The 12,247-nt window shown below is 40.1% G+C and carries 10 protein-coding genes; 3 read left to right on the top strand and 7 right to left on the bottom strand.

Annotated features, from left to right (window positions below):
• Genes ACE1CI_RS22760 through ACE1CI_RS22750 form a run of 3 tightly spaced genes read right to left on the bottom strand, consistent with a single transcriptional unit; the run spans position 1 to position 1,767 of the window.
• Positions 1-465: a type II toxin-antitoxin system VapC family toxin gene (locus ACE1CI_RS22760; protein ID WP_413261242.1), complete on the bottom strand. Its 465-nt coding sequence runs from the start codon at positions 463-465 to the stop codon at positions 1-3.
• Positions 466-729: a hypothetical protein gene (locus ACE1CI_RS22755; protein WP_413261241.1), complete on the bottom strand. Its 264-nt coding sequence runs from the start codon at positions 727-729 to the stop codon at positions 466-468. It abuts the gene before it with no gap.
• A 45-nt stretch (positions 730-774) separates the two neighbouring features.
• Positions 775-1,767, bottom strand: a complete 993-nt coding sequence (locus tag ACE1CI_RS22750) for an N-acetylmuramoyl-L-alanine amidase-like domain-containing protein (RefSeq protein WP_413261240.1) — start codon at positions 1,765-1,767, stop codon at positions 775-777.
• Between the two features lie 130 nt (positions 1,768-1,897).
• On the opposite strand from ACE1CI_RS22750, the gene ACE1CI_RS22745 reads away from it, so the two are divergent.
• Positions 1,898-3,211, top strand: a complete 1,314-nt coding sequence (locus ACE1CI_RS22745) for an APC family permease (RefSeq protein ID WP_459563979.1) — start codon at positions 1,898-1,900, stop codon at positions 3,209-3,211.
• A gap of 144 nt (positions 3,212-3,355) precedes the next feature.
• Here the strand turns inward: ACE1CI_RS22745 and ACE1CI_RS22740 are convergent, their stop codons facing one another.
• From ACE1CI_RS22740 to ACE1CI_RS22725, 4 genes are all read right to left on the bottom strand, one after another.
• Positions 3,356-4,249 (bottom strand): heavy metal-binding domain-containing protein, encoded by an 894-nt coding sequence (locus ACE1CI_RS22740; RefSeq protein WP_413264968.1) that lies wholly within the window; start codon positions 4,247-4,249, stop codon positions 3,356-3,358.
• A gap of 9 nt (positions 4,250-4,258) precedes the next feature.
• Positions 4,259-5,413, bottom strand: a complete 1,155-nt coding sequence (locus ACE1CI_RS22735; protein ID WP_413264967.1) for a heavy metal-binding domain-containing protein — start codon at positions 5,411-5,413, stop codon at positions 4,259-4,261.
• Positions 5,414-5,424: 11 nt separating this feature from the next.
• Positions 5,425-5,814 carry a hypothetical protein gene (locus ACE1CI_RS22730; protein ID WP_413264966.1) on the bottom strand — a complete coding sequence of 130 codons (390 nt, stop codon included), beginning with the start codon at positions 5,812-5,814 and terminating at the stop codon, positions 5,425-5,427.
• 428 nt (positions 5,815-6,242) lie between these two features.
• Positions 6,243-8,846, bottom strand: a complete 2,604-nt coding sequence (locus ACE1CI_RS22725; protein WP_413264965.1) for a M1 family aminopeptidase — start codon at positions 8,844-8,846, stop codon at positions 6,243-6,245.
• 365 nt (positions 8,847-9,211) lie between these two features.
• On the opposite strand from ACE1CI_RS22725, the gene ACE1CI_RS22720 reads away from it, so the two are divergent.
• Positions 9,212-10,945, top strand: a complete 1,734-nt coding sequence (locus tag ACE1CI_RS22720) for a DUF3352 domain-containing protein (RefSeq protein WP_496615716.1) — start codon at positions 9,212-9,214, stop codon at positions 10,943-10,945.
• A gap of 220 nt (positions 10,946-11,165) precedes the next feature.
• Positions 11,166-12,086, top strand: coding sequence for a class I SAM-dependent methyltransferase (locus tag ACE1CI_RS22715; protein ID WP_413264963.1), 921 nt, complete (start codon positions 11,166-11,168; stop codon positions 12,084-12,086).
• Positions 12,087-12,247: the final 161 nt, after the last annotated feature.

Here is a 12,247-nt window from a genome sequence, read left to right as displayed (position 1 = left end):
TTACGGGTAATTCAGAGGATTTTCAATAATTAACCCTTCTTTTGCTGCTGCTGTATTCAACTCATTATCGGCAGATACAAATATTGCAGCGGGCAAACTGTTAGTTAAACAAAGAGTATTTATCTCCAAACCTACTGCCAACTGAACTGCATCATAACCTCGTAATCCATTATTTTCAGCTAATTCCATTGCAGAGTTAATTATTTTCTCTGTAATCTCAACTACTTGATAGTCGGAGTTTAGGTCATTCCTCAACTGATTACACGCGGCGGTAGCGTCCGTAGCACTAATACTTCCCCCAAGCGCCCGTCTTGTAATTGCAGCGACAATCTCAACACTTGTGATGGCAGCAACTAGTATGTCGTTGTTTAATGCAGGGTCAAACAAACTTAATATCCATGTTGAACCTATTTCGTTAATGTAGCGCTTGACTAGCGCACTGCTATCTATAAAATATGTTGCCATCTAGCGACGTTCCTCGATAATTGTTTCAGAAACAGGTTTACCATGTACCTGAATGAATCGTCGTTCAGTTTGTTGAGCAAAAGCGTTTTGTTTGATTTGTTTTACTAAGCCAGAATTTAGTAGTGCTTGGTGAAATTTAGTTTGTTGAGTTAGTTTTTCTATCTCTTCTTCTCGACGGATAATAACTTTTTTAACTTGCCGTAATTCATCTAAATCGAGGGTTTCAAGCTGAGTGAGAATTTGGTTAAGGTTTGTCTTTGCCATAAAGTTCCTCTTTCTACTTAGGCTATTTAATATTTTAATGTGGTTTTAGCGCTGAAGATGGCGTGGATCGATCGCTCTAACCACAACAATCCCCATTGAATTTTTGACGTTTCTCACATATCTTTGTAGATCGCGGGCAGTTGTTACCGTTCCCGCAGGTGAAGCGTGAATAAAACCAACTCTGCCGTTAGCATAACGATAAACTAATCCCGTATGGGTGAAATCTAAACCGGGAATATCGGTAGCAACAGCAATAATATCTCCTGGTTGGAGTTGGGAATAAACGCCACTAATGCGATATTTGGGAATATAATTAACAGTTAATCCTGCTAAATGAGATTCCATTTCCACAATACATTGATAATTAGCATCATTGTTAACCATTTGCGGGTATCGGTTGCGATTTTTGCTCATGAAATTGAGGGTAGTCTTCTGGCTGATACCTCCTAAATCAAGAGAAATATTCTGCACATTTCCCCGATTTTGATTATCAATAATCCAATCGGAAAAGTAATGTAAGCGGTGGCAATATTCTGGGAGTTCTCCGTTGCGATAACGTTGATTTTGCAGATGATTGACAAAGGTTTGATAAGAGTAATCTTTAACTGCTATTCCGCGAGCGATCGCTAAAACTGTTTCGACAAATAAAACACAATCAAACTTATCTAGCGTGACAAGTAAAGTTTCTGGATTTTGTTGATCTAATAAATTTGCTTTGTACTCTGCGCCAAGGAAAGATTTAGCAACTTCCTGCATAATTTCGCTCATAGAGAGATTAGATAAGTTCTGCTCTTGAGCGTATTGCATCAGTTTTTGAAAACGTAATTCCTCAGAATTCACTACTTTTTGGACTAAAATATCTTTTTGCTTTTGCAGTGCCAAATTTATGATTTCATCAGCAGTTATACCAACCAAAAACTGCGGTTTTAGTGGAGTATAATTTGGTAAAAATGAGCGATTTGCAGTAGCTTGGCAAACAACGAAAGGTAAACTACTTGCGATCGTACTCAATACAACTACCTTAAAAAATTTGCTCATTTGTCAAAGTTAGGAAAATTTGGCGATTGAATAACTTTCCGTTAACGACAGTATCATAGTAAGGGTTACGTTTATTGGATTTACTCCTTGTGGAAACGCAGCAACCTTAAAAGACTGGGAGAAATAAGTGATACCTTCGCCATCGCCACAATTACAACGAGAGTTGGGAGTTTTCGGTGCTATCATGATGGGCTTGGGTTCGATTATCGGCACAGGCGTATTTGTTAGCATTGGGATTGCTGCCGGAATAGCAGGCCCAGCAGTAATTTTAGCAGTAGCAATTGGGGCATTAGTCGCAATTTGTAACGGTTTAAATAGCGCCCAACTTGCTGCTAATCATGCCGTAAGTGGGGGTACTTACGAATATGGTTATAAATATCTCAATTCTTGGTTGGGATTTACCGCAGGTTGGATGTTTTTAGTCGCAAAAAGTGCTTCGGCGGCGACTGCTGCATTAGGTTTTGCGGGATATTTACTTAATGCTTTTCGGATATCTAATCGAAATTTGTTAGTTGCGATCGCATTAATTGCTGTTGCTTTGTTTACAGTAATCATTCTCACGGGAATTAAGCGATCGAATCTGGCAAATATCATCATTGTCTCCATTACTTTATTATCACTTGGCTTTTTTATAATCGCCGGATTACCAAGATTAGCATCCCAAGGCTTAACCAATCTTACACCTTTTTTTGCTACTCCAAATCAAGAAACAGTTAATCCAATTACAGCAGTACTTCATGCTAGTGCTTTAATGTTTGTTGCTTACACAGGTTATGGGCGAATTGCTACTTTGGGGGAGGAAGTCAGAGAACCGAGAAAAACTATTCCTAAAGCAATTATTTTGACAATGATAGTCACAATGTTGCTGTACATTGTAGTAGCAATAGTGAGTGTGGGAACTGTAGGTGCAGACACACTTAGTCAAGCAGCAACTAGCAAAGCAGCACCCTTAGAAGTAGCGGCGCGAAGCTTTCGTATTCCGGGAAGTTCTCAGATTATTGCTATTGGTGCAATTACTGCCATGTTAGGAGTACTTCTCAACTTAATTTTAGGTTTATCTCGCGTAGTTTTGGCAATGGGAAGACGTGGAGATTTACCGAGAGTTTTTGGCAGATTAAATGAGACAGGTACGACTCCATTTTGGGCGGTAGTAATTGTGGGAATTGCGATCGCTTTACTAGTTTTAATTGGCAATGTTAAAACTACTTGGTCTTTCAGTGCTTTTAGCGTGTTAATTTATTACGCAATCACCAATTTAGCAGCATTAGCAATTCCATCTGAAGGAAGACTTTACCCAAAAGCGATCGCTTGGTTAGGATTATTAGCTTGTTTATTTCTCGCCTTTTGGGTAGAACAACAAATTTGGTTAACTGGATTAGGATTGATTATCGCAGGATTAATTTGGCATCGAGTTGCCCAAACAGTGAGAAATAGAAACGACTAAGTAGGTAGATATAAATAAAGTGAAAAGTAGGGCGGGCAGGATGCCCACCCCACAAGAAAGCTATAAATCTTGTGGGGTGGGCATCCTGCCCGCCCCATCCATAGAATGGTGCGTTACGTTAGCACTAACGCACCCTACGCGCTATTAATGATCTGAAATTGGAGGAGTTAACACAGTATTAATTTGAGGTGGCGGATCGTTCAAAGAGAGAGTTAAATGTGGTGTGGGAATATGATGATCTGTGCGAGTAGGCGTGACAGCGGTTCCTAAAGCAAAAAACTCAATTACATGGGAACTCCAAGAATATTGATGTTCATGAATATTTGCTCCAATAATTCCTTCTGCTTGCAGGTGTGCGGCTTCAACTTGCATCCGTTCCATTGCTAATTCACGAGCATCATAAAGTGCTTGGGTAAAGTTAGTCATTTCTACATTTTTGCCAATATTTCTAAACCATTGTCCCAAACTTTGATAAGCAACATGATAAACACAATTTCCCATGACTAATCCTAATGGACGATAGCCTGCTCGTAACAGCGTCCAAAAGTCTTGTCCAGAGAGTTCGCTGGTAAATGGTTTATCATGAATTGTGCGATAAGAAATTGAGCGATCGCTTGCTTTAACTGCCGTTCCGATCGCCACAAATTCTGCCATATTTGGTTCCCAAATCATGTGTTTAGCACTCAATCTTACCCCCACAATTCCATCTGCACCCAAAGCTTCTGCTTCTTCTTCCATTCTGCTCATTGCTAATTCACGGGCATGATACATTGCTTGGGAAAGCACCGTCATTTCCATGCTTTGAGTGATTCCTGCCCACTGAAAACCAATATGATACATTGAGCAACCAACCACCAAACCTAAAGGCTCAAAACCTGCTTCTTTGACTAACAAAAACTCATTAACAGAAAGATCGCTGGTAAATAAATTGCTTTGTTTACCGCCTTTTTGCATCATTGTTAACCGTTCGCGGGCGTGTTCCGGCAAATCGTTAGCGATCGGAGGATTTTTGCTAAATTTCGGCTGTTGATTCGTCATAAAAAATGCTCAAGATTTAGAAAGTGGGTAGAACATTAAAGTTTTGCTAACAGGGTTTTCAATTGGTATATCATCTTCAACAATTGCTGTACCAATAGCTACGAAATGTGTCAAAAAATCTTTAAAAACGCCTGTGTAATAGAAAATAGATAAGAAAAACTGAATGATAATAATTAGGATTATTCCCATAGCGAGAACGCCAAATAAAGCTGTGGCAGCAATGCTGTCACGATTGACAATTGCCGCAAATAAAGCAATAAAAACCCCTAAAATAAATAACGAAGACAAACAGCCAAGAAAGTTCTGAGGTCGATAGACAATTATTTCCTCTCTGGCTTCAATTTGCATTCCAACTGCACCTGTAGCACCCAATTTTTGCATATCTTCCATCAGGCGCATAATGGCTAATTCCCGCGCATCTTGAAAGCCTTGGCTAAATTGTGTTAATTCTTGATTTCTCCTGGCGCGACCAAACAAACGATTCCAAAAAGATTGGTTCATTAAAGCGCGGGTATTGCGATCGCTATGCACATAATAAGAACAAGCGCCAAATGCTAATCCTTTGGGATAGTAACCTGCTTTCCGCAGTTGCCAAAATTCCTGCCCACTTAAATCGCTGGTAAAAGGTTTTGATGTCGGAGGACGACCTGGAATGCGAATTGCGGTTCCAATTGCCGTAAATTCTATCATTCCTATATTCCAACCTTGGCGACGCTGTTGCAGACGCACTCCAATTACACCATGAGCACCAAGTAAGGCAGCTTCTTGCTGCATTCGACTGACAGCGAGTTCGCGAACAGCTAATTGAGCTTGAGTTAAAGTTTCTACCTCTCCAGTGCGATCGCGATAGCCGCGAAAATAACCAAAGAATCCCACTTTGTAAAAGCTACTTCCCATCACCATTCCGATAGGTTCGCATCCAGCTTCACGAGTGAGCAAATATTCGTTAGTACTGAGATCGCTAGTGAAAAATTGTTTGCCAAGGCGCTTTTGTGCATCAATACGATGACGGGCACTCTCAAATATTTTACCTTGTGAGTTTGGCGATCGCATTTTAATAACACCAGCACTCTTTGAAACTTGAGGATCGGACTGATTTATTAATCCTATCCCCACTTTAGTTACACGCCAGATTTGTTTACCAATCTTCTCAAAGAGTCCCATATTTTTACTTCCTAGCCTAAAATAAATTGGCTCAAAGCATCGCGAACTTTGGCATCGCGGGCAGCTGTTTCAGCTAATGCCTTAGCGACTTGTTGACTCCATTCTTCCAGAGAAATTTCCGTACTTTTAATACTTACACCACGAATCACTTTATTCATTCTGGCAGCGATCGATCCATAACGTTCTCGGCTGATTTGGTAATGGTAATCGTCAAAACAAAGAGTGACAGTTTTGATTGCCCCGAAACCAAACCAACTTCGCTGTACCTGCGTATTACGAGGGAGAAACCGCTTTAACTTGCGGACAAGTAATTCCAAAAGTTCGCCTGATTCCTGACGATCGATCGATAAAGCAGCCGCCAAGACATCCACAGTGAGTGCTTGATTAAAATTATCTTCCATTGAGCAAGCGTTCCTTGCTAATTGCACTTGTTTATATATTAATCATTTCCAAGTTAATTTGAGGTTAACTTAAAGCTGAATCAAATTACCTCTGCAATCGATAAAAAATTCCTTGTTTACATCTGCGTTTATTTGCGTTTATCTGCTTTCATCTGAGTTAAAAAACAAATTTCCAGCTAAGTAACGCAAGTTGCTAGTTATTAATTCTCTCCTGTTCGCCCCGTAATGTTAATAGCGAAGCTTCCGCTGGTTCCCCCCTTTGTAAGGGGGGTTAGGGGGGATCTAACGCTGTGATTACTAGGCTTTGATCCCCCCAACCCCCCTTACAAAGGGGGGCTAAGAAAGAACCAGACTTGTAACTAGCAAATAGAGTTAAGTACTAAATAGGGGCAAAAAGCATTAAGAATTTGCCCCTAAATAACAGTGAATTAAGTGTTCACATTTGACTTAGCTTCCAAAGTTTCTACGCGACTTTTCAATTCCTGATTTTCCTTTTTCAGTAAATCAAGTTCTTCGCGTAACTGTTTCACAGATTGATCGGTACCTACATTTTTCTGCACCTTTTGTACTGCTTCTTCTGCAATACGACGCACTCTGCCATCAGGCGTTTGATTCGCTAAAGATTGCAAAACCGGAATTGCTTTCGCTGTTTCCATTTGTCCTAAAGCCATGACAACTGCTACTTGAGTTAGGAAGAAAGTTTCCTTGGAAATATCAGCTAATTGTTCCACAATCCACTCAACATTATTAGCAGTTTGTCCGGTGGAAATTGTGCCTAAAGCGCGAATTGCAGCTAACCTTAAAGCTTGAGGAATTCCGGGGTGAGTGTATTCTAAAATCAGGTTTAAAGCAACTGGAGAAGTCTTTAATTGGCTTAATCCTGCGATCGCGCCAACCCGAACTACTTCATTCCAACCAGCCCTTTCTCTTAAGATAGTAGAAAGTAGCGCGATCGCTTCATCTTCTTTATCTTTTAAAGTCGCTGAATTTATCATGCCACCCAGAGAATTAGCTGCCGCTGATTCCACATAATAACTATCATCACCCGCTTGCAACAATTCTTTTAATGCTGTATAACTTTCAGTGGTTTTGATGTTAGCTAAAGCATTAACCACAGCCCGACGCACTAACGGATTATTATCTTTCAATCCCTTAGCTAAAGCAACTCCAGCTTGATCGAGTTTGATTTCCGAAAGTTGTTTGGCAACTTCTACTCGCACACCCCAAAAAGCATCATTTTCTAAGGCTTCTGATAAAGCTTTAATAGCTTCTAAACCACCTTTTTTCGCCAAAGCTTCTGCCGCAAAAATTCGCGAAACTGGATCGGGGTCATATTTTAATTGCGCCTTCAATTCGGGAACTGCATATTCCAAAGCAACGGTTTTTAAGCAGTAATTTCCCAAGTCAAAACTGATAAAATCAGGTTTCTCGGCTAAGGGGAAGTAAAAACTTTGTTGCTGTTCATGTACTCGCACGGTAAAGGTTTTAAATTCTGAGAATTTCTCATCCTTTACATAACCAAAGGCAATGGGAATTTTCAGATCGAACAAATCATTTTTACTCCCATTGTTACCTGATTTCGCCTGAGTTTGGGTTACGGTAACTTTCGCCAGTTTGCTATCAGCATCCCAGGAATAAGCAACTTTGTAATCGGGATGTCCACCTCGGTAAACATACTGATCGAATAAAAACAGTAAATTGCGACCTGTAGCTTTTTCGATCGCCCTTAACAAATCAATAGTTTCTACTGTTTTGTGAGCATTTTCTTGGACAAAGGTATGAACTGCCGCATTAAACAATTCATCTCCCAATTCTCCGCGAATCATGTGATAAACACAAGCACCTTTTTCGTAAAGGTGGCGATCGTAAAGTTCGATCGCTTCCCGATAAACATGAGTTACAATTGGACGGCGATAGCGACTGCTATCTTCCGCTAAATAACTCCGCGCTTCATTCAAAATATAGTAAGCAGCATCATCTTTTCCGTACTCTTTTTCCGTCCAAAGTACTTCCGAATAAGATGCCATTCCTTCTTTAATCCAAGCATGAGACCAATGTTTAATTACCACCAAATCACCGAACCATTGGTGGGCGAGTTCATGGGCGACTAAACTTTCACTTATCCGGTTATCTAACGATGCCCTTTCATCTAACAAACATCTGTCAGTTAAAAGAGTAGTAGAAGTATTCTCCATTCCCCCAAAAATAAAATCATCGACGCAAACTTGGGCGTATTTGGGAAATGGATAAGGATAACCAAATTTTTGAGTGAAAAATTCGATCATCTTTGGCGTTTTGCCCATCGTCCGACGGGCATCTTCTTCCCGAATTTTCTCTACATAATAAGTGACAGGTTTGCCATTCCATTCATCCTGAATTTCGGCAAAATCTCCTACCGCTAAAGTCATTAAATAAGTAGGATGAACTTCCTTTTGCAACCAATGGTAAATTTTCGCATCTCCCGCATCTTCGGTATTAATTAATTCCCCATTGGAAATAGCAATTAAAGGTTGGGGAACTTGCACTCGAATTTCGGAAGTTGCTAGTTGTCCGGGATAATCAAAACAGGGAAACCAAAAACGCGAATCTTCATCTTCTCCCTGCGTCCAAACTTGCGTCGGTTTGTTGGGATAATGTTCGTTAGGAGTGATGAAATAAATCCCTCGTTGGGGGTTTTCCGCAGCGTAAGCAATAACGATCGTAATCGGTTTTCCTACCTGCGTCGGGGTGGCGAGTCGAATATGCAACTGTTCGCCATCGTACTCAAAATTTTGCGCTACATTATCAACCTGAACTGAATGAATGTTCAAGTTCACTGCGTCTAAGGTCAAATTTTCAATTCCCGATCGCACTGGTGCTAACCTGATGCTACAAGTCCCTTTACAAGTATGGTTGGGAATATCCAACGCCAAATCTAAAAAGATGTGCTCTACTTGTCCGGGGCGATCGGGATTATAATGCGGTCGGGCTCCGGGCAATTCAAAAGATTTGTGACTATTAGTTTCAGAATCGAAATATGATTGCAACTTCATCTCGGCTCAAGCCTGCGTGACAATGGAAGCGATTATATATACATTCCAGGGTAACGCCTTTAGGACTCAACTTACTTCTACATCTGGATCTGCCAGAATGCGTATCTAAAAGCACAAATTTCTTACTAAAGATTTATAAGAAATGTTACTTAGGGATGAATTTCAAACAATTATATCCAATTTCCTATTGCCAAATTTCAGAACTACTCTAAAATTTACTCATTGTTAGTTACACAATTCTACGCAGACAACAAAATATCCCTGTTAGTTGCCCCCCTGTGGCTTAAGCAAAAGTACTCATCAGTACTTAAGTAACCCAAAAAAAATTTTTCAAGAAAGTATTGTCAGATCGTGAGGTGAGGATAATGTTAGCCCAAAAAGTTTCTCAAGTCTCTAAAGTCTCTAAAGTCTCTAAAGTTTCTAAAGTTTATAAACTCAAAACTTTAGGTGTTGGCGCAGCAGTTCTCATTGCTAGTGGTGTCACAGGTGGTTATTTATACTTACGAGGTGTTTTTAGTGATGTCAGTCCATTAGCCAGCGCTAGATTAGTTCCAGATGAAGCATTAGTAGCAGGTGTAGTGTCTACCGATGGAAAAGTTTGGTCAAAATTGCAACAATTTGGCACTGAAGAAGCGCAAAAAATTGTCAGCGATAGTCTGGCTAGCCTCCACAAACAAATGTTTGCTGAAAATACAAAGATAGATTACGCAAAAGATATTCAGCCTTGGCTAGGTAGTGTAATGTTTGCGCTTTTACCAAGCAGCACTACACCAGTAGTTGCCACTTCTACCGCCACTATAGAGGAACCAAATTATTTAGTTATTATAGGTATTAAAGATAAAATTAGCGCTATAAGTTTTGCTACTAAGTTGAAAAAATCGTCTGGTGGGGAAAAACAAGAGAGTAACTATAAAGGTGTAAAGATTTGGGAATGTGCAAATAACAATCAACACCATTACATAGCTTTATTAAACGAGCATTTGGTGATCTCGCCGCAGAAGAAATCATTGGAAGCAGCAATTGATACTTTTAAAGGTGAACCTTCATTTGCCGATAAAGTAGGTGCTACGTTGATGTTGGAGAAAGGTGTAGATTTACCCAACGAAATCGCGGAAATTTATGTACCGGAATCGCAAAAGTTGATTACCGAAGTGCTGGATAAACAGGAGATTATCAGCCAGTTAGCTCCAGCATCAATGAAGCAATTAAAAAATATGAAATCTGTGGTAATGGGGGTAGAAATAGATAATTTAGGAATTAGGATGAAAGCGATCGGAGAAAACCAGCAAAACCCCATTCAACAAGCAGAGTTTCAACCCACGCCAGGGAAAATGGTATCTAAATTCCCCTTGAATACAGTAGCTTTAGTCAGTGGATATGGAATTAGTCAAGGTTGGAAAGAAGCAGTAGAGCAAGCCAAGAAAAATCCCCAATTTAATGCTCAGGTTAACGAAATTCGTAATTATCTTAAACAAAACGTGAATCTGGACTTAGATAAAGATGTTTTGCCTTGGATGGATCGAGAATTTGCGGTTGGTGCATTTCCGGCGACTGAAGGTGTTTTAGCACCGATGGGTTTTAGTGCAGCTTTAGTTGTGAAAACTAGCGATCGCCAAACCGCCGAAACCGCATTAAAAAAATTAGATAAACTCGCCAGAACTAATTCTATAAATATCGATCGCCGACACATTGAAGGCAAACCAGTTACCGAATGGTCAAACGATCGAGGAGTATTATTAGGACATGGTTGGTTAGACAAAGAATCAATGTTTGTCGCCGTCGGTCGTCCTATTGTTGAAGCAATGGCAAGCAGTTCCAAAACCCTAGAAAAAAACCAAGCTTTCCAAACAGTTACCAGTTCCTTACCTAAACCAAATACAGCCTCTTTTTACGTCGATATGGACACAGTAATGTCTGTATTTAATAGTAACTTTCTCCTGAACCTTCAACTACCTCTTTCCTCAGATACCTGTGCGATCTTAAATTCCATTCGCGGCATTGGACTCACAGCGAATAAAGTTAACCCATCAACCAGCCAAATGGAAATAGTCTTTGCCTTAAAATCAAAAGAATCACAGTCATTAGCCAAAGGTCAATAGTCATCATAAAGTAAAAGTTCGTTGTATCGACTTCAGTCGTAAAAGTTCGTTGTATCGACTTCAGTCGTACATTCCACAACGAAGAACACTGAAGTGTTCACAACGAACCTGTTTGATTAGTGGTACAATCTAAAGTTTGTACTAACGACTTTAGTCGTTTCTTTAAGATAAAAGGACTAAAGTCCTGACAACAAACCAGACTAAAATAATAACTAATCAGATGACTGCAACAGTAAATAATACTCCAGGGTTAGCCTCTCGCTTAGTTAATGGAGTTCTAGCAATTAAACCTTTGGCAGCTGTCGCCAAGCATCAAGCTCGTGAGATGATGATTAAAAGAGCCGAAAAAATTGGTGTATATTGGCGGCAGGAAGCCGAGAAACTACGTCAGCAAAATTGGGAAAGTTACTTACACAAAGTACAAAATAACAACTTAACTTATCCTGAATATTATGTGCGATCGTTCCACGCTTACGAAGAAGGAAACCTCGGCTGGGGACCCGCATTAGAAGTCGAATCTGCCGCTCATGCAGTCCATTCTACAATCTGGTCTAAAGTTCCCGCAATTGACGGAGATGCCAAACTTCGGGAAAGTTATCATAACATCGTAAAACAGCAAATTTCTACCCCGCCTCAAGATATTTTAGACTTGGGTTGTAGCGTGGGAATGAGTACTTTTGCACTGCAAAAAGTTTATCCCCAAGCAAAAGTTACAGGCGTTGATTTATCACCTTATTTTCTAGCAGTAGCAGAGTATCGTTCTCAACAGAGAAATACTCCAATTAATTGGGTTCATGCTGCTGCGGAATCAACAGGTTTACCAAATGCTTCTTTTGATTTAGTTTCCATCTTTTTAATGTGTCATGAATTGCCACAATCCGCAACTAAAGAAATTTTCCGGGAAGCTAAACGTTTGTTGCGTCCAAATGGTCACATTGCCATTATGGATATGAATCCTCAATCTTCAGCTTACAAGAAAATGCCGCCTTACATTTTCACTTTACTGAAAAGTACTGAACCTTACTTGGATGAATATTTCACATTGGATATTTCCCAAGCTTTAGTAGAAGCGGGTTTTTCTGCGCCAACTATTACTCCTAATAGTCCGCGCCATCGCACAATAGTTGCTCAAGTAAATTAGCAATTAATCTTTCTTATAACGCAAGTTGTTAGTTAGAAATGTTGATGTTTGATCCCCCCTAACCCCCCTTACCAAGGGGGGAACTACAGCCTCAACCTGTCGGTGTTGTCATTACTACAAACTCCTTACCAAGGGGGGAACGGCAACCAATTTCAAAGTCC

Origin of the sequence: Floridaenema flaviceps BLCC-F50 (genome assembly GCF_041929275.2) — a bacterium.
Lineage (GTDB): Bacteria > Cyanobacteriota > Cyanobacteriia > Cyanobacteriales > Aerosakkonemataceae > Floridanema > Floridanema flaviceps.
Note: the sequence above shows the minus strand (reverse complement) of the source record. Positions and strands in the feature narration are given on the sequence as shown.

Excerpts from the sequence above, each read along its gene's own strand:
- ACE1CI_RS22760 (WP_413261242.1), bottom strand. The coding sequence starts at position 465 with ATGGCAACATATTTTATAGATAGCAGTGCGCTAGTCAAGCGCTACATT.
- ACE1CI_RS22755 (WP_413261241.1), bottom strand. The coding sequence starts at position 729 with ATGGCAAAGACAAACCTTAACCAAATTCTCACTCAGCTTGAAACCCTC.
- ACE1CI_RS22750 (WP_413261240.1), bottom strand. The coding sequence starts at position 1,767 with ATGAGCAAATTTTTTAAGGTAGTTGTATTGAGTACGATCGCAAGTAGT.
- ACE1CI_RS22740 (WP_413264968.1), bottom strand. The coding sequence starts at position 4,249 with ATGACGAATCAACAGCCGAAATTTAGCAAAAATCCTCCGATCGCTAAC.
- ACE1CI_RS22735 (WP_413264967.1), bottom strand. The coding sequence starts at position 5,413 with ATGGGACTCTTTGAGAAGATTGGTAAACAAATCTGGCGTGTAACTAAA.
- ACE1CI_RS22730 (WP_413264966.1), bottom strand. The coding sequence starts at position 5,814 with ATGGAAGATAATTTTAATCAAGCACTCACTGTGGATGTCTTGGCGGCT.
- ACE1CI_RS22725 (WP_413264965.1), bottom strand. The coding sequence starts at position 8,846 with ATGAAGTTGCAATCATATTTCGATTCTGAAACTAATAGTCACAAATCT.
- ACE1CI_RS22720 (WP_496615716.1), top strand. The coding sequence starts at position 9,212 with ATGTTAGCCCAAAAAGTTTCTCAAGTCTCTAAAGTCTCTAAAGTCTCT.
- ACE1CI_RS22715 (WP_413264963.1), top strand. The coding sequence starts at position 11,166 with ATGACTGCAACAGTAAATAATACTCCAGGGTTAGCCTCTCGCTTAGTT.